Source organism: Neobacillus sp. B4I6 (assembly GCF_050434045.1).
Classification (GTDB): Bacteria; Bacillota; Bacilli; order Bacillales; family Cytobacillaceae; genus Neobacillus.
Genome location: NZ_JBNPWB010000002.1, coordinates 3744728 through 3762738 on the forward strand (window position 1 = coordinate 3744728; position 18011 = coordinate 3762738).

Below are 18011 nucleotides of genomic sequence, written 5' to 3' on the forward strand. Positions count from 1 at the left end.
AATAATGATAATGATTATCATCCTCGCTGTCAATGCAAGGATTTAGAATGTCACATATTTATCATATTTTCTTACTTATTAATCTCCCTTGCTTTCAAAAGGTGTAATTCCCTGTCTCTTGCACCAGATGTTGTCCTATTATGGATCACCTTTTTCACTGGCCTTCTCATTTCTTTTAAAATGGCGGGTAAGACCGATGTCATATAACTACGAAACTTGATAAATGATTCCCCTGCTTTACGGACCTGATATCGAATTGGGACTTCTTTCATCCGAAAGCCTTTTCTAATGAGATTCAGCGTGACAACTTGCGCATAATTGTAATCATGAACAATTTCAGCTTCTTCCATAGCTTGTCTAGAAAAAGCTCTCATCCCAGACTGTCCATCATAAATCCATTTTTTTAGTATAAGAGCTTGTAGAAATGTAAAACAATAATTCCCGATTCTCCTGTTCCACCGCATTCCTTCAATAGTTCCAAGGAAACGGGAACCCATTACATAATCAGCTGTTCCCATTAAGATGGGTTTTACAATATCAGGAATCTGATCAGCAGGGTATTCATTATCAGCATCAATCATGACACCAATATCTGCTCCATTTAAAACACAAAGCTCCAGCCCTTTACGAACAGCAGCACCTAATCCAAGGTTTTTAGCAAAGGTATGGACATAATCTGCCCCTGCTTTCCAGGACTGCTCGACCGTTCGATCATTAGAGCCATCATTTATCACTAAAACCTCTACCTTCACCTTTGGATCGAAATCTCTTGGTATTTTTTGAATGACTTGGGCAATCGACTCTTCCTCATTGAAAGCTGGAAGAAAGACAATTACTTTTTGCTGCTCCATTTATTAAACATCCTTCCTTACTGCCTCTATTAATACTGGACCACGGCTGTGACTTGGATATGGTGCCCCCAACAAATAGGAAATCGTTGAAGCGAGGGAAACCAAGCTATGCTTTTCCTCCACACTTTTTCCTGTTTCAATAGAGGGACCATACATAAAGAACGGTACGAATCTTTCACCTTCATCGAGGTGGCCATGTCCACCAATTCCATCAGCTTGACCATGGTCAGCACAAACAATAAACGTGTAATTTTCAAGCTTACCTTTCTCTTTTAACCACTCAAAATATTCTTTAACTAAGGCGTCAGCCTCTTCGATTTTTTGAATATATTCGTTATATAATACTCCTCGGCTATGTCCAGTTTGGTCTGTACTTATTAATTGCACAATTTGCAAATCGGGATCCTGTTCTTCCATGATATTTTTCGCTCGATCAATAATTTTACGATCGACAACATTATTGTGCATTACGGCTGTGAATGTCTCTACATCCTTTCCAAAGGAATCAACGAGATGGGCTACCGCTAATAATGAACCCTTTTTCCCAACTTTTCTTAATGTGTCAAATACGCTCTCTACTTTAATACCCTGCTTCCAAACCATATTCGACTTGATTCCATGTTCAAATGGGTAAGTCCCTGAAAACATCGATGAAAAACAAACGACAGTTCTTGCTGGATATACGGTTTCCATTCTAGTATAGTCTGTTCCATTTTTTCTCAAATAGTCGAGAAAGGGAGTGTTCGCTTCTTCAAAACGCTCTTTCCTCATTCCGTCAATGACCATAACAATAACTTTCTTATTAATGGCATCTGTCCGCTCATCAACATTAGAAGTAAAGGTAGGGATAATCTTCGGCTTCCAATCGAACAGATTTTTATGAAGAATCCAAGAAAACAATAGAATTCCTAAATAGAAGAATACGATGACTCCAATTTCACTTCCCGACCAGGTTTGCTTCTCAATAGTCAAATTCCAAAGTGATAATAACAAAAGAAACTTTGGCAGTTGTTCTTGGGCATTCCCACTTGTTGAATCACTATTTTTTAAAACGAGTTTCCAGAACCGGGTAAAATTCAGCCATGAGGTACCGATGCGCAAATGATAATAAAATGTGCCCCAAAAAAAGACTGTAAAGAAGAAATATAAACCAATGCCAGTAAAAAGCAAACTAAGATTTACATGATCCCAAATGATAAGAAAGGCCGTAAATGGGATCCATAAATAGTTTCTAAGAAATAATGGATAATCGTACAGGTAGTAAATAATTAATAGAGGTAAGATGGCTAATAACCCTAAGAATAGATCTAAATTGTAAGAAGGGGATCCCAACTTAGACAGGGAATAAATCAACATGGTACCGATTGTAAATATTGGAGTAAACGGCTTCCCTTCATTCAGAAGGTTCCAACACCTTGCCGCCACTTTTTCAAAAGAAGATGCTTTTTTCATTTTTGTCTTCCTCTCATTCTTAGAAACACTTTTATTTGTTTAAAATTTGATGCAGGTGAATGAATCAATAGCAAGAAACCAACGAAATAGGAAAAAATAAACTTATAACTATGGCTAATAAGAGCAACCATATATCCATCCTTTGTCGGAAACCCAAAACTTGTTAAAGCCGCAGTCATGACTGATTCGTATGTAGATATTCCCCCAGGTGTAATTTGAAATACCTGCCCACCGACAGTAATAGAATTGACCCAAATTGACTTATAAATAGAAAGACCATCACCTAACGAAGCTGTTACTCCCCACAAAACAGCGCCTTCCATTGCCCAGCTTAATCCAATCAAGAAAAAAATATAAACAAAATTCCAGCCCTTAAAGCTTGTTCTTAATAATAAGATATGCTTTTCCACAAAGAGTGGACAGTATTTAAAGACTATAAATCCTCCTATTAGAATGCTTAAACCTAAAATAAGCAATACTCCTAATGACAAGTGGAAGATAAACGCTTTGGAAAAAGCAACAAGTCCTATTATGGAAAATAACATTAGGAACAACATATCAAGCGATCTGAGCACAACTACAGAATGTGCTGAAATATCAGGACTTATGTTTTTTTCCTTCCAGGACAACACCCCGACCCTTACCGCATCCCCAACCTTTATTGGAGTGATATGATTTACGAAAAGACTTAAGAGAATGCCTTGTAAACAGCTTATAAACTTGGCTTTCTTTCCTAGATATAATCTCCACGCCTCTGCTCTGAGGATAAATGAGGATAGGTAACCCACGGTAACAACTATGATAATCAAAGGATTCCCCAAGAAAAATTTTTTGGACCCATTTAAAAAGTTTTCAGCATGAAAATATCGCCAGGACAACAGGATAAAAATTCCTGCCAAAATGAATCCCATCACTTTAACCAAACGTTTAACTGATTTCCGAAACATGCTTTTTGGCCCATTCTATCGTTTTAGCAAGTCCCTCTGAAAAAGATATAGATGGGGAAAATCCTAGCTGTTGATGTGCCTTCGAAATATCCGCCCATGTGGAATTGACATCCCCTTGGCGAAAACCACCTTGTTTTACAGTTATATCAGGAAAATGCTGCTTTAAATACTCAACTAATTCCTCAATAAAAATCGGTTTACCAGACCCTATATTATAGGTACCGACCCTTTCAGTTTGGTTAAAAGCACTAATGATCCCTGTTATACAATCATCTATATATGTATAGTCCCTAGCCGTTCTATTTCCAAACAATGTAATTTCCTGTTTATTCAGCAAATTTTTAATAAACCCTGTAATGGCCATATCTGGCCTACCCCAGGGTCCATAAACGGTAAAAAAGCGAAGGATAGAAATTTTATAGTCAAATAATGAAGAATAGGCATGGCAAAAGGATTCAGCCCCAAATTTAGCTGCTGCATAAGGAGATACCACCTTTCCCATCGCCATCTCTTCTTGAAGCGGAACGTTCTTTTGTTCTCCGTAAACCGATGAGGAAGAAGCAAAAATAAAATGTTTTACGTTTGATTGACCCGCAAATCGCAGTGCATTAATGGTGGCTTTAATATCGTAGTCAACATACTCATTCGGGGCCGCTATTGAATGTGATACTCCAGGAATGGCCGCTAGGTGTATTACCATTTCTGGCTTGTAGGAAAGAAAGATTTCCTTTACTTCCGCTTCGTCATTTAGAAGACTTTTTTGAATGAAAGCGAACTCTCCTGCTCCACGTGCAAATTCTAGCTGTCGTTTTTTCCTAGCAACAGAATAGTAAGGATGCAGTTCATCGATGATTAAAACCTCATGGCCTTCCGTTAACAATTTCCTTGTAAGATGGGAGCCAATAAACCCTGCTCCGCCAGTAACAATTACTTTCAATGTATAACACCTCTATACCTAGTTGGTCATCACGACTTATTATGTACATTATTCTCTCATATCAGAGAAAAAAGGAAAAACCTTGCGTAAGTTAACAAGGTTTTTCCTCTGCATTATTTCGCTTTTTCTACGATTGTATTCAGAGTGGAAATTAACTCGTTCAATTGTGCTTCACCAGCAGCTTTATCTTTGGCTTTTGCTGTTTCAACATATTTCTGTGCTTTTTCAGTTAATGTCTTATAACCATCTTCTCCAAGAAGGGGCTTGATATCTTCGCCGATGATATCGATGAATAACGCACCCTCTAAACCAGTGATAACAGCTTTATCTTCACCTAATAATTCTTTACTCTCACCATACTCAGAAATGGCAATTTTTGCAAAACCACGAACAAAAGCTTTATTAACAGCAGCTGGATCAACTGCTTTTACATCAGATTCAAGATTGAATTGTTTTTCAATTAATGCAGTTTCATCAGCTGCATGTTTGTTCAAATAGCTATATAAAGATTGGAAGAATGCCCAGCCTTCTGCCTGTTCTACTTTGGCTAAAGCAGCATCTTTCCCCGCTTCAGCTGCAGCCTTTGTTGCATATCCATTTGGAAGTGCACCCGTTGCAAGATAGAAGGTCTTCATTAACGTTTTGTCAACCACTTGCTTACCTAAGTTAAAGCTTAGTTGATCATTGTTTTTAATTGCTGTTTCTATTTCGCTAAATCCGCCATCAATTACACTGACAAGGTTTGTTCCATAAGCTGCATCACGCTTATCTACAGTTGATTTTAGAATGGCATAATATCCTTTTGCTTCTTCTAATTCTGCATTGACTTCTTCAGTTTTGCCCCATTTTTCAGTTACTTCTGTAAAATCGTGTTTAATAGATGTATAAAATACCTTTTGCATTAATTTATCAAAGATTTGTTTTACGATTACTTTATCCATTGAACCATCTTTACCAGCTGATAGAGCTGCAGTGATTTTTTCATCAATTGTATCTTCAAATTCTGCGTCTCTCTTTTGAACTAACTCTTTTAAATTCGAATTATATAAATCTGTCACTTTGTCAAAATCAACATCTTTACCTTCTTTTGCTTTTTCAAGTTCCGTAATAGCTTCTTTAAATACATCAGCATACTCTACTTTTTCTTTTTCTTCTGCTTCTGCTTCTTTCTTCTCTGATACTTTTTCCTTGTTCTCTACCTTTGGTTTACTAGCGGTTTCTTCCGCTTTCCCACAAGCTCCGAGAACTAATGAAAGTGCTGCCATTGCTGCTAGAAGTTTAAATTTGATTGACATTGTGATTTTCCCCCGGTTTGTATAATTTTTATATTTGATAATGATTATCATTCACAACTATGATTATAAAGAGAATGATTATCAGTGTCAACTTGTTTTATTATATTTAACTAAATAGTCACATTTTTAACCTATATATATTAAAAAGCCATCTTGTCTTTACAAGATAGCTTTAACACACAATAAAACTCGACTTTTATTTCGCTTTATCTTTAATTGTTTCCTCAAGGTCACTCCAATTTATAATTCTCGGTAAATTTAAATGCCGATTATAGGATTGATCCCTGAGAAAAATTTTAATTGATTCGTTTAATAATGTATTTAAAACCTCTGGTTTATCATCAAAATAATAATCGAGTTTTAATTTTTTAATGATTTCTACCTTTTCATGATCCTGCATTCCATAAAAAAACCTCTCCTCATGAACAGGAAAACCGTTTTCTTTTAACCATTCTTTCGTTCTTTCCCCATGTTCTTTGGGCCTAGCCGTAATATAAAAGATTTCATGCCCCTTCTTCTCTAGTTCTTGTAAAGTTTCGACAGCATCTGGAAAAGCAGGACATGACGTATAATAAATTTCTTCTAAAGAATTACGCCACATTTCTTGCCCTTGTTCATCTGTTAATCCAAAGGGTTCATGTATCTCTACTCTTTTTAAGCTATGAAAAACTTCGATCGGAACATTCTGATTCAACCTTTGATTGTAAATGTTAAAGGCATGCTCGCGTAGATTTATTAATGTATCATCGATATCAAAACCAAATCTCATCACATAATTCCCTCTTTTGAATAAATCGGATAGCCAATAAATTTAAAGTCTTTTCCAATTTTAATAATCGATGTATCCACTAAATCCACTGCATCAGACATTTTCTCTATTCCTGCCCCCTCTAAGAAAGTAGGTGCATCCTTTCCACCAATTAATTTGGGTGCAAAATAAAGAATTACTTTATCAATACAATTATTTTCAAGAAAAGAAGCATTTATGGTGCCCCCACCTTCAATTAATACGGATGAGATAAGGTGCTCACCTAATATTTCCATGACATCTTTAGGATTTACTTTTTCCACCCCATTGGTAGGAAAGACTTTCATCCCTAAGGACTTTAATGTTTTTTCCTTATCCTGATCATATTTCTGACACGTAAATATCCAAGTTTCAGCAAGGTTATCTGTTACAACTTTTGAATCTATAGGGATCTTTAAAGTAGAATCCAAAATAACACGAATTGGATTTCTTCCATTTGGAATTCGCGCTGTCAATTCTGGGTTGTCTTTTATTACTGTATTAACCCCTACAAGAATAGCCATATTTTCATTTCTCAGAAGATGGACATCATGTCTGGATTGTTCCGAAGTAATCCATTTACTGTTTGATGCATAAGTGGCTATTTTCCCATCTAAAGTAATCCCTGATTTTAAGGTGACAAATGGTTTTTTCTCCACAATGAATTTATTGAATACTTCATTCATCTTTTGGGATTCCTCTTGATGAACCCCGATTATTACTTCAATTCCTGCGTCTTTTAGAATTTTTACTCCATTCCCTGACACAACAGGATTTGGATCAAGTGTGGCAATTACGACTGTTTTAATACCGGCTTCTACTATTGCAACAGCACATGGGCCTGTCCTGCCATAGTGGGAACATGGTTCTAATGTAACATAAATGGTTCCGCCTTTTGCTGCTTCGCCAGCCATACGGAGAGCGTGAATCTCAGCATGAGGCTCGCCAGCTTTTAAATGGGCTCCGATTCCCACTACTCGGTTATCATTCACAATCACAGCCCCTACTAGTGGATTTGGGTCTGTTTGGCCTTTCATTGCACTAGCATTTTTAAGAGCTAACTCCATATAGAATTCATGGTTAGTCATTTGGACAAGTCCCCTTATCTCCTATATGACCTGACTTATTTACTTTTGTCTGCAGATATTTTTCGTTATACTCTGATACATCTCCCCACAAAGGCTTTCTGCCTGCTACCACTAAACCAGCACTTTTTAATGCTTCCAATTTTTTTGGATTGTTAGTCATAAGTGTGACTGGTTTAGAGCGTAATGCTTTAAGGACTTGAATAGCATCCCCATAGTTTCTAGAATCATCGACAAAACCAAGGCCTTCATTTGCTTCAACCGTGTCATAGCCGTTTTCTTGAAGAACATATGCCATTGCCTTACTGAATAAGCCAATTCCTCTTCCTTCGTGGTTAGCTAGATAAAATAATGCCCCTGTTCCATGTTCGGAGATCATTTTCATTGATTGTTTTAATTGGAATCCACAATCACATCGCTTGCTTCCAAATATATCTCCCGTATGGCAGATGGAATGCATTCTAATAATGACATCATCTTCATATTCAAAGTCACCATATACTAAAACGCTTGATTGTTGAAACTCTGCTAAATTTGCAGAAGATAACTTATCAATAATTCTTTCAAAATCCTCTGTTACCTCATCACAATTTAGCCAACAATACCATTTGAAGACAACTGTTTCTCCGTATAAATTAACGGGAAGCCGGATCGGTCCTACTAAATATATCGCACCTTTTTCTGTTTTTATTAATTGAATCTTGTCTTCTAAAACTGAAAGAACTTTAGAGTTAAGAGCTTGTTTCATTTATTTATCCCCTTTTTAAGAATAGTTTTAACAACATTAACAAATACATTCATGAAATGATTTCCTCTCTCCTATTACGCATAAATAAAAATAGGCTATCTTGATAGTACAAGATAGCCTCAAGAAATTACAAATATTTACGATGGACTCCTTTACCATCATAAGAAAATAACATTTTTCTATCTTCAATCATCGATTCGATATGAACAGGTCTGCCCCAAAGCTGTTGGATATACGGAAGAACTTTTTCTAGATATTTAACGTCGAGTTCCACCCCTTCATACCAGTGTTTTAGATATAGTTCCCCATTTTTTAAATAATCGCCATCATTGACAGTGATGTAAGGGAAACCTCCATTTACGCGCATATTTACAAGTTGATCACGAATCTGTTCCCATTGTTTATCAACAATTTTGTAGTCTCTTCCTTGTTTTTGGAAAAGATACATATCTTCTCGCATGACAAGGTCCTTATTTAAGTAATTGCGAAGAAAAGATATATCGGATTCTACTTCACGGACCTCAAACATTTTTTCCCGCCCTGATCCTGGAACCACGCCTCTTCGCTTCATCTCTTCCGTTGGATTGTTATAGCGTTCTTCAATATCCTCAAAAATCTTTATTCCAAGGTAATAAGGATTAATGCCCGTTTTTGATGGCTGTACAACTCCCGCATTCAATTTAGCAAACTCGATTGCCTCACCGCTCGTTAAATCCATTTCCCGTAAAATTCGTTGATGCCAATAGGAAGCCCAGCCTTCGTTCATAATTTTCGTTTCAAGCTGCGGCCAGAAGTAGAGCATTTCCTCCCGCATCATAGTTAAGATATCCCGCTGCCAATCCTCTAACTCTCTGCTATATGTTTCAATAAATAGCAACAGATCCTTTTCTGGCCTTGGAGGAAATTTCTTTTTCCGCGGTTGATTGGTCTCCTTTTTATCTTTTTCATCCAATCTCCACAGATCATCGTATGGCGTTGCTACTTGAAGGTCTAGGTCATCATCTTCCTCATCGTCTCCAATGGACCAAGATAACTTTGGCCTCATAAGCGACGGGTCTATATGTTCATCAATAGCCAATACTGCATCTAAAAAGGTTTCCACCTCTTTTTTACCATATTGAACTTCATATTGTTGAATTCTTTCTGCTGTGGCAGCCATACTTTCGACCATATCACGTTTTGTATTTTGAAAACGAACATTATTTTTAAAGAAGTCACAGTGTGCTAAAACATGGGCAACAATTAGTTTATTTTGAATAAGTGTATTGGAATCAAGCAAAAAAGCATAGCATGGGTTTGAATTGATAACTAATTCATAAATTTTACTCAGCCCTAAATCATAATGAAGTTTCATTTTGTGGAATTGCTTGCCGAAGCTCCAATGTGAAAATCGGGTTGGCATACCATAAGCCCCAAATGTATAAATAATTTCGGCAGGACAGATTTCATAACGCATTGGATAAAAATCCAAACCAAACCCGGTTGCTATTTCAGTGATTTCACTGATCGCATATTCGAGTGAATTACGACCTTCCACATCCATTTTGCCATTCCCCCTTTTCCTCTTACCACAATGTATGAAGGAAAAAGGGGAATGATGAAACAAGATAGAAAAAACAATAGGCTAGTATTGCTTTAATCAGAGATTTTTTTGGCTTCCACTGCAAGTTTCAAGCCAACATGTCGATTCCGTTTCCATTCCTGTTTAAAAATTGAGATGGGGGGATTTGTTTCGCCAACTAAATAACTAATTTCAATGGTCATGGCCGGTCTGTGATAAGTAGTGATAAACCAATCCGTGAAACCGCCTCCCACTGCGTTTTTTTCAGGTTTGGCTAATTTATAGCCGGTTAATTTCGAAATTTTTTTAGCAACAAGTTTATCACGTGTAAGATGCTTGCCATTTTTATAATTCCAATAAATTTCTCTTCCCGCTGTATGATAAGCAACTGCAATTGAAGGGTTAATTTCCTTAATAAATTTCGTTAAGGAGAGTACTTCTTTTGATTCTAATGGTTTTTTTCCTTTATAAAGTTTATAGGAGGGTGAAACAGGATCAGGATTAAGATTTTCCCACCCAGCTGGATATTGCCTATTTAAATCTATGCCCATGCCGTTTGCTTTCCATCGTTTAAAGTTATCTGATCCTTCATTTATTTTCACCAAAAGTTTCTGATGTGTAGATGGAAAACTTTTAAGATCATTCTGTTGAATGGCCACTCCATCTGGATTTAACATTGGCACAAACCATAATGATACTTCATTAAGAATATGATTGGATTTAAATCCGAAAAGACCCTTCTCCTCATAGGAAGCTGCATAAGACTCAAGCATTTTCATTAACATTAAGCTTGTCAGCCACTCCCGCCCATGATGCGAGCCAATCAAAACCACATTTTTCTTGCCCTTTCCGAGCTTGATTGCCCAAATATCCCGCCCAAAGTGAGACGTACCGATCGATTTGATTTTTATTTTTTCTTGATACTTTTCGTTAATTATTGAAAGGTCATTTTCTAACATTTCATAAGTATACGGTTTATCAGCTTTGACAATTTTAGCGCTTGCGACATTTTCCAGTTGTAGGGATAAAAAGAGCATGACACAAATTATAATTTTAACCATAGCGCCTCCGCCTTGTTCATAATGACAAGAATATATACAGGTAAATGTTGAAAAACGCGTAAACAATGGGTGTCCAACATTTGCTGTGAAAGTTATCGTCTAAATATCATACAATAATCTCAACTCCTAATAAGGAGGAGATAAAAAAAATGAATAAAATGGATTATGATCGAGCTTTATATTATACACATCGATCTGAGTGGGATAATTTGCTGATTTTAATGGTACGAACAAAAGACCAATTTTTATCGAAAAGAATTGAACAATTCCTGCATGCCTACAATTTCGAACGTGATTACAGTGTAATTGAAACCAAACTATATAACCTTCTTCGCTACATTGACCATGCGAATGAAACCGTAGAGCCTGACCCTAATGAGATACCGATGTATAGTCTTTCCTAAAATGATAAGTGAATACAATTTCTGCCTGAGAAACTTATTACAACCGGACCAAAGAATTCCACCAAAAAAACACGGCTTCCTGAAATGGAAGCCGTGTTTTAATTTTTTCTTTTCATGATGATGTTCTTAGATCTTATTAAAATTGGATTAAATTTCTTGAACCATTTTCATTTTATCGTCAACTAAAGCCATAAAATCATTTTCAATCGATTTTAGTTTTATCTTGCTTTCTTCTAAACTTTTACTATTGACTCCAAAATAGAATTTCACCTTCGGCTCTGTTCCTGATGGTCTTAAACAAACCCATGAACCATCCTCGAAAGTATATTTTAAAACATTCGATTTTGGTAAATCAATTTCTTCTTCTCCATTATTCTTTACACGGATGCTTGTTAAGTAATCCTCCGTCGTGAAGGTAGTCAAGTTTCCAAGACTCGTAATTGGCTCTGATCGGAAAGAAGCCAATAATTGTTGGATTGTCTCCGCCCCTTCCTTTCCTTTTAAGGTTAAGGAACGTAGGCCTTCTTGGTAATAACCATACTTTTCAAATACTTCCATCATTCCTTGATAGAGGGTTTTTCCTTGTTTCTTATAAAAAGCACACACTTCGGTTGCTAGTAGAGCCGCTTGGACTGCATCCTTATCCCTAGCAAAGTCACCAATTAAATAGCCATAGGATTCTTCATATCCAAATAGGAATTTCCGATCACCTGATGCCTCATATTCATTGATCTTTTCAGCGATAAATTTAAATCCGGTTAAGACATCAACTGTTTCTAAATCAAAAGCTGTAGCAATTTTCCTGCCAATTTCTGATGTAACAATAGTTTTTAAAACAACTCCATTTTCCGGGAGTGTTCCTTTTTCCTTTTTCTGTGTGATAATGTAATCAAGTAACAAAGCACCTGTTTGGTTTCCTGTAAGAACAACATATTCTCCTTCAGGATTGCGCACAGCAATACCTAATCGATCGGCATCGGGATCTGTAGCAATGAGAAGATCCGCTCCTACTTCTTTTCCATCACGAATGGCCAATTCAAAGGCTGCATGTTCTTCAGGGTTAGGACTTTTTACAGTCGAGAATTCCGGATCTGGAAGTTCTTGTTCTTTAACGATTGTTACATTTTTATAGCCCAATGCAGATAAAGCCGCACGGACAGGCTTATTAGCAGTTCCATGTAAAGGGGTAAAGACGATTTTAATATCAGTTTCTTCAGCAAGGTTTGGATTCTCTGAAATAGTTCTTAATTTCTCAATATAAGCATTATCAATTTCAGCACCGATCGTTTTAATTAATCCGGCAGCTCTTAAGTTTGCTTCACTATCAACCTCAATTAGTAATTCATTCTCGATCTCATTTACCTTGGCAATAACCTTATCTGCTCCATCTGGAGGAAGTTGGCCGCCATCTGAACCATATACCTTAAATCCGTTATATTCAGGCGGATTATGGCTTGCAGTGATGACAATTCCTGAAAAGGCATTTAAATATCTTAGCGCAAATGATAATTCAGGGGTAGGCCTTAATTCTTCAAATACATATGTTTGGATTCCTTTTGAGGCTAACGTTTTAGCGGCCTCCATTGCAAATTCTGGTGACTTATGACGGGAATCAAAAGCAATCACAACACCGCGTTGTTTCGCTTCTATACCTTGGTTTTCTATGTATCCCGCTAAACCAGCTGAGGCTTTGCGCACAGTATAAAGGTTCATTCGGTTAGTACCAACTCCGATTTCGCCTCTCATACCCCCAGTTCCAAATTCTAAATTCTTATAAAAAACCTCTTCTAACTGCCCTTCATTCTTCACTATTTCTGTTAATTGATTTCTTAATTCAGCATCTAATCCTTCAAATTCTATCCAACTTTTTGCTTTTTTCTTCCAATCCATTGGTGTCCCCTCCAGTTTCTGTCTACTCTATATTGTTTCTAATTTCATGTTTGTTACTCCTTTAAAAATCTACTGAAATTAGACGACAATTTTCGCAGTAATATATAATTGTTAATTTCTTTCCTTTTACTATATTACCTTAAAATTACTCATTACTAATAGAAAAAAAATAAAAGCCTGCAATTTTGCAGACTCAGGCTGTCGAGAAACTTTCGACAGCCTTTTATTTTCTACAATAACTTTAACTATTCACCGCATTAATTCGTTATAATATTATTAATATATAGGCTTTGCAACATGTCTGTTGATTTGCGCTCCAGGCACTTCGCTTTCCGCGGGCGTGCCGGGGAGCCTCCTCGGCGCTGAAGCGCCTGCGGGGTCTCCCCTGCCCCGTACTCCCGCAGGAGTCTGCGTGCCTTCCGCGCAAATCAACAGGCCCATTAGCAGGTACAATGAATAATTAAATGCTGAGAATAAAAAATTGCCGAGAAAAATACCCTTTCTCGACAATCTGAGCCTGCAATTTTGCAGACTTCATTATACTAGCAACTCATTATCAGCATTAGAATAAATACTTAGCATGTTTGCTCTGATACATTTTGCATCTTCAAAATGTTCATATTTAAATGGAAAAAATAATCCAAATTCCTGTAAGGTCTCAACATTCTTATTAAATAATAATGTATACTGAACATCAAGTTGAGAGGCCTCAAGAATAGAGATTAATGTTTGAATACTTGTCATTACCTGAAAGGCATCTTTTAATGTGTTAAAATCTTCAGATGTATGCAAAACCTTTAACTGTTCAAATTGATTAATTTCCTCATCGGTATAGTAAAGAGGAAAAATATCCGAATAGATGTACCTCACCAGTTCATTAATTTCTTCTTCCTGACTTGGTGTGGAGGCAAAAACAATTTTCACTTTTAACCCACCTTTGCCATCGCTTATTTCTGTCTGATTGTATATCATTAGAATAACATAACAAAGACCGTATTTACGGTGGTAATTATAACCTGAAGGAGAATTAAATGCTAAAAACAATGCGAATGGGTGAATGGTTTCAACTAACGATTCCTTTGGAATGGAATGGAAGAACCATTGCTGATATTTTTCGAAACGTATGGGGAGCCCCCAAAAAATTAACTCATTTTTTTAGAATGGAAAATAAGGTTTTACTAAATGGGGATCAGGCTAACTGGAATATCCCTCTTAGTCATGGTTCGGAGCTGCAATTTAAACTTTTTGAGGAAGAAGAATTACTAATCACACCAAACTATATAGATGTCGACATCCTTTATGAGGACGACCATGTATTGGTTCTTAACAAACCGCCATTTATGAATACCCATCCCAATGACCCAAAAGCCGATCTATATACCCTTGTTAATGCGGTGCAATATTATCTGCAATCAAATGGGGAAATAAGAAACATTCGGCAGGTTCATCGATTAGATCGCGATACATCAGGTGCCATCCTTTTTGCTAAACATGCTTTAGCTGGTGCTATTTTGGACAATATGCTCGAAAAACGGGAGATTAAAAGAACCTACATTGCTTTGGTTCATGGGATAGTTAAACATAGAAGTGGAACAATTAAGGATCCAATCGGCCGTGACCGCCATCATGCAACCAAAAGAAGAGTTTCTCCAACAGGTCAAGAGGCACTTACCCATTACATGGTCTTAAAGGCAGACAAAGACAAACAACAATCCTATGTTAAATGTTGGCTCGATACTGGGAGAACCCATCAAATCAGAGTTCACTTAAGTCATCTCGGACATCCTTTAGTTGGAGATACTTTGTATGGCGGGAAAGCAATTATTAAAAGACAAGCACTCCATGCAGCAAAGCTTGAGTTGATTCACCCATTTACTCAGGATAAAATTGTATGTCATGCTCCATTTTTAGATCAACCTGCTATTTTTAAAGATATTGACATATATTCAATTTAGGTTATTGAACCACAAACCATTGAAAAAGCCTCCTGATTTAGGAGGCTTTTTCAATGGTTATTTATCTGTTTTTCTAAAGGCTCTCAAAATGAAGCTTAGCAGCAATACCAATACTGCAGAACCAATGATTGCAGGTACTATTGCAAAATCAGCCACATGAGGCCCCCAGTTACCTAAAATCGCTGTCCCAAGCCACGCCCCAACAAATCCAGCTATGATGTTACCAATGATGCCGCCCGGTATATCTCTTCCAACGATAAGGCCTGCTAACCATCCAATAATCCCACCAATAATTAATGCCCAAATGAAACTCATTTAGAACACTCCTTTTTAGTATTCAATTATTTGTCTCAGGCAGTAGTGGAAATGTACTTAATTTTCATGCTACCTGTACCTTTAAAGTACCCTATTTTCATTTTTATACTCAGAAAAGAAAAAATCTTACAACCTTCCTTTAATACATAAATCAATGAATTTAGGTAAAAGTAAAAAAGTCTCAATCTTAAAAATGAACTATTCAAAAAATTCTAATGTTAAGTTTTTGTAAAGTTACATAGAATTTGTTTCTTTCTTCGACATTTTTCAGATAAAATATCTAAGTTGGTCTACAAGACGTTTTAAATTAAAATGGGGGTAATTACATGGCATTCAAAAAAACTGATAAATTTATGGCATTACTTAGTAATATTTCCGCGAACCTTAAAGAAAGTGCAAATTTCTTCACTGATTATAAATTAAAAAATGTGAGTGATTTGAAAATTTTCTCAGAGAAAATGAAAGAACTGGAAACCAAAGGAGATACATTCGTTCACGAAGTAATCAAAGAATTGAATGATGCTTTCATCACTCCAATTGAACGTGAAGATATTCTTCATCTAGCTATGAGCATGGATGATGTTCTGGATGGCCTTGAAGGATGTGCAGCATTATTTGAAATGTACTCCATTACGAATGCAGATGACTATATGAAGAAATTTGTGGATGCTATTCAAGCCAGTGTTCATGAAATTGACAAAGCGGTTGAACTGCTTTCAAATAAAAAGTTACAACAAATAAGAGAACATGCGATTAAAATAAAAGATTATGAATCCAACTGTGATAATATCTTACGCCAGTCGATTAAAAATTTATTTACGGTTGAAAAAGATCCAATCCGTATCATTCAATATAAAGAAATCTACGAAAATCTTGAAGATATCGCAGACTATTGCCAAACCGTTGCTAATACACTTGAAACCATTATCATGAAAAATGCTTAAGGAGCAAAAATATGAGCGTTGTATTAATTCTAACGATTTTAATTGTAATTGGTGCCCTTGCATTTGACTTTATAAATGGATTCCATGATACTGCAAATGCAATCGCTACCTCTGTATCAACAAAAGCTCTAAAGCCACGCCAAGCAATTTTGCTGGCAGCCGTAATGAATTTTGTTGGTGCTTTAACATTCACAGGTGTAGCCAAAACCATATCTAAGGATATTGTTGATCCATTCTCACTAACCGGTGGTCATACCGGATCAATTGTTATTTTTGCGGCGCTGCTATCGGCTATTATTTGGAACTTACTCACATGGTATTACGGTATTCCAAGCAGCTCTTCCCATGCAATTATTGGTTCTATTGCTGGTGCGGCAATTGCTGCCAAAGGATTTGACGTAATTAAAGCAGAAGGTTTTATAAAAATCCTTGAAGCATTAGTCCTATCACCGATCTTAGCTTTCACAGTTGGGTATATTGTTTACAGCATTTTTAAAGTCATGTTTAAGAACTTCAATTTAACAAAGACAAACCGAAACTTTCGTTTTATCCAGATTGCTACTGCGGCATTACAATCCTATTCACACGGAACAAATGATGCACAAAAATCAATGGGGATTATCACCATGGCTCTGTTAGCTAATGGTTATCTGCATACTGATGAGGTTCCTTTTTGGGTACAGCTTTCTTGTGCGATTGCAATGGGACTTGGTACTTCGATTGGCGGATGGAAGATCATTAAAACAGTGGGCGGGAAAATTATGAAGATCCGTCCGATTAATGGTGTTGCAGCGGATTTAACGGGTGCAGCGATCATTTTCGGGGCCACCTACATCCACTTACCTGTTAGTACTACACACGTCATCTCTTCAGGAATACTTGGTGTAGGTGCTTCGCATCGTCTTAAAGGGGTAAAATGGGGTACTGCTCAGCGGATGTTAATTACGTGGGTCATTACACTACCAATAACCTCCTTATTAGCAGGTATTATTTATTTTATTTTGAATATCTTCTTTTAAAAAAACAACCAGGAATTTTTTTCTCCTGGTTGTTTTTTTAATCCTTTATAATAATCATTTTTTTTGGTGATATCACTTCTAAATGCCTCGAACTTTCATATTTTTATGTTAGAGGACAAGTTTTGAGGTGAGATTGTGAAGGAAAAAATTACAGCTATGCTGCTTGGGAGTTTGCTATTGAGTCTTGGGGTAAATGGATTTTTAGTTCCCTATCATTTGCTAGACGGAGGGGTAATCGGCTTAGGGCTACTCATTCATTATTTTTACGGATGGCCGACTGGTCTAAGTATTATCCTTTTAAGTCTACCTTTATATGTCTTAGCCTGGTTTTTTGAGCGACGCTACTTCTACTTTAGCCTCCACGGACTGATCATTTCTTCGTTTTGTATTGATTTTCTTTCATTTATGAACGGAAAAATACAATTGGGTATATTACCAAGTACAATAATTGGTGGATTACTTGTCGGCATTGGCATCGGTCTTATGCTTCGTTATGAAACAAGTACGGGTGGGACTGATTTACTAGCTCAGATTCTAACCAAATTTACTTCAATAAATGTAGGTATCATTATATTCTTAATCGATGGTCTAGTCATTACGAGCGGCATTCAAATAGTCGGTTTAGAAAATTTTTTTTATTCCCTTCTTACGATCATATGTGTCGGCTTTATGACGACCTTAACTGTTAGTGGTAATAATAATGAGTATTTTCCTTACTATTGAGAAAAAAAAGATTTAAAAGAAACGCTGGTTCTGGTGA

Annotated in this window: 18 protein-coding genes; 5 read left to right on the forward strand and 13 right to left on the reverse strand. The window is 36.6% G+C overall.

Annotation, left to right across the window (positions count from 1 at the left end; all coding sequences use genetic code 11):
• Positions 1-71 precede the first annotated feature (71 nt).
• The 10 genes from QF028_RS20670 to QF028_RS20715 form a co-directional block, all read right to left on the reverse strand.
• On the reverse strand, positions 72-851 hold the full coding sequence (locus QF028_RS20670) for a glycosyltransferase family 2 protein (protein ID WP_429468331.1): 780 nt from the start codon (positions 849-851) through the stop codon (positions 72-74).
• 3 nt (positions 852-854) lie between these two features.
• Entirely contained in the window at positions 855-2303 is a 1449-nt protein-coding gene (locus tag QF028_RS20675; RefSeq protein ID WP_429468334.1) for an alkaline phosphatase family protein, read from the reverse strand.
• On the reverse strand, positions 2300-3250 hold the full coding sequence (locus tag QF028_RS20680) for a lysylphosphatidylglycerol synthase transmembrane domain-containing protein (protein WP_429468337.1): 951 nt from the start codon (positions 3248-3250) through the stop codon (positions 2300-2302). The genes QF028_RS20675 and QF028_RS20680 overlap by 4 nt, the downstream gene beginning before the upstream one ends.
• Complete coding sequence (locus QF028_RS20685) at positions 3231-4187, reverse strand: NAD-dependent epimerase/dehydratase family protein (RefSeq protein WP_429468340.1); 957 nt, start codon at positions 4185-4187, stop codon at positions 3231-3233. The genes QF028_RS20680 and QF028_RS20685 overlap by 20 nt, the downstream gene beginning before the upstream one ends.
• A 113-nt stretch (positions 4188-4300) precedes the next feature.
• Positions 4301-5482 carry a hypothetical protein gene (locus QF028_RS20690; RefSeq protein WP_429468343.1) on the reverse strand — a complete coding sequence of 394 codons (1182 nt, stop codon included), beginning with the start codon at positions 5480-5482 and terminating at the stop codon, positions 4301-4303.
• A gap of 196 nt (positions 5483-5678) precedes the next feature.
• Positions 5679-6251 (reverse strand): 5' nucleotidase, NT5C type, encoded by a 573-nt coding sequence (locus QF028_RS20695; RefSeq protein WP_410889272.1) that lies wholly within the window; start codon positions 6249-6251, stop codon positions 5679-5681.
• A complete protein-coding gene (gene ribD, locus QF028_RS20700; protein ID WP_429468346.1) occupies positions 6251-7357 on the reverse strand; it encodes a bifunctional diaminohydroxyphosphoribosylaminopyrimidine deaminase/5-amino-6-(5-phosphoribosylamino)uracil reductase RibD in 1107 nt (368 codons plus the stop codon). Before ribD ends, QF028_RS20695 begins: the two co-directional genes overlap by 1 nt.
• A complete protein-coding gene (locus QF028_RS20705) occupies positions 7350-8102 on the reverse strand; it encodes a GTP cyclohydrolase II (protein WP_168242372.1) in 753 nt (250 codons plus the stop codon). Before QF028_RS20705 ends, ribD begins: the two co-directional genes overlap by 8 nt.
• Positions 8103-8229: 127 nt before the next feature.
• A complete protein-coding gene (locus QF028_RS20710; RefSeq protein WP_429468349.1) occupies positions 8230-9645 on the reverse strand; it encodes a SpoVR family protein in 1416 nt (471 codons plus the stop codon).
• A 92-nt stretch (positions 9646-9737) separates the two neighbouring features.
• Positions 9738-10724: a M14 family zinc carboxypeptidase gene (locus QF028_RS20715; RefSeq protein WP_429468352.1), complete on the reverse strand. Its 987-nt coding sequence runs from the start codon at positions 10722-10724 to the stop codon at positions 9738-9740.
• A 149-nt stretch (positions 10725-10873) separates the two neighbouring features.
• On the opposite strand from QF028_RS20715, the gene QF028_RS20720 reads away from it, so the two are divergent.
• Positions 10874-11128 (forward strand): YhdB family protein, encoded by a 255-nt coding sequence (locus QF028_RS20720; protein WP_088085936.1) that lies wholly within the window; start codon positions 10874-10876, stop codon positions 11126-11128.
• A 147-nt stretch (positions 11129-11275) separates the two neighbouring features.
• Here QF028_RS20720 and QF028_RS20725 read toward each other — a convergent pair whose 3' ends face one another.
• On the reverse strand, positions 11276-13018 hold the full coding sequence (locus tag QF028_RS20725) for a phospho-sugar mutase (protein WP_214999958.1): 1743 nt from the start codon (positions 13016-13018) through the stop codon (positions 11276-11278).
• 537 nt (positions 13019-13555) lie between these two features.
• The gene (locus tag QF028_RS20730; RefSeq protein ID WP_429468356.1) at positions 13556-13942 is read right to left on the reverse strand and encodes a YhcU family protein; all 387 of its coding nucleotides are present in this window, start codon (positions 13940-13942) and stop codon (positions 13556-13558) included.
• Positions 13943-14049: 107 nt separating this feature from the next.
• Between QF028_RS20730 and QF028_RS20735 the strand changes: the two genes are divergently transcribed.
• A complete protein-coding gene (locus QF028_RS20735; RefSeq protein WP_429468359.1) occupies positions 14050-14973 on the forward strand; it encodes an RluA family pseudouridine synthase in 924 nt (307 codons plus the stop codon).
• 57 nt (positions 14974-15030) lie between these two features.
• On the opposite strand, the gene QF028_RS20740 is transcribed toward QF028_RS20735, so the two are convergent.
• Complete coding sequence (locus QF028_RS20740; RefSeq protein WP_429468362.1) at positions 15031-15288, reverse strand: GlsB/YeaQ/YmgE family stress response membrane protein; 258 nt, start codon at positions 15286-15288, stop codon at positions 15031-15033.
• A gap of 326 nt (positions 15289-15614) precedes the next feature.
• Here QF028_RS20740 and QF028_RS20745 point away from each other — a divergent pair, with 326 nt between their 5' ends.
• The 3 genes from QF028_RS20745 (at position 15615) to QF028_RS20755 (ending at position 17974) form a co-directional block, all read left to right on the forward strand.
• Positions 15615-16232 (forward strand): DUF47 domain-containing protein, encoded by a 618-nt coding sequence (locus QF028_RS20745; protein WP_088085931.1) that lies wholly within the window; start codon positions 15615-15617, stop codon positions 16230-16232.
• 11 nt (positions 16233-16243) lie between these two features.
• Positions 16244-17251, forward strand: a complete 1008-nt coding sequence (locus QF028_RS20750; RefSeq protein WP_429468365.1) for an inorganic phosphate transporter — start codon at positions 16244-16246, stop codon at positions 17249-17251.
• 135 nt (positions 17252-17386) lie between these two features.
• A complete protein-coding gene (locus QF028_RS20755) occupies positions 17387-17974 on the forward strand; it encodes a YitT family protein (RefSeq protein ID WP_429468368.1) in 588 nt (195 codons plus the stop codon).
• Positions 17975-18011: the final 37 nt, after the last annotated feature.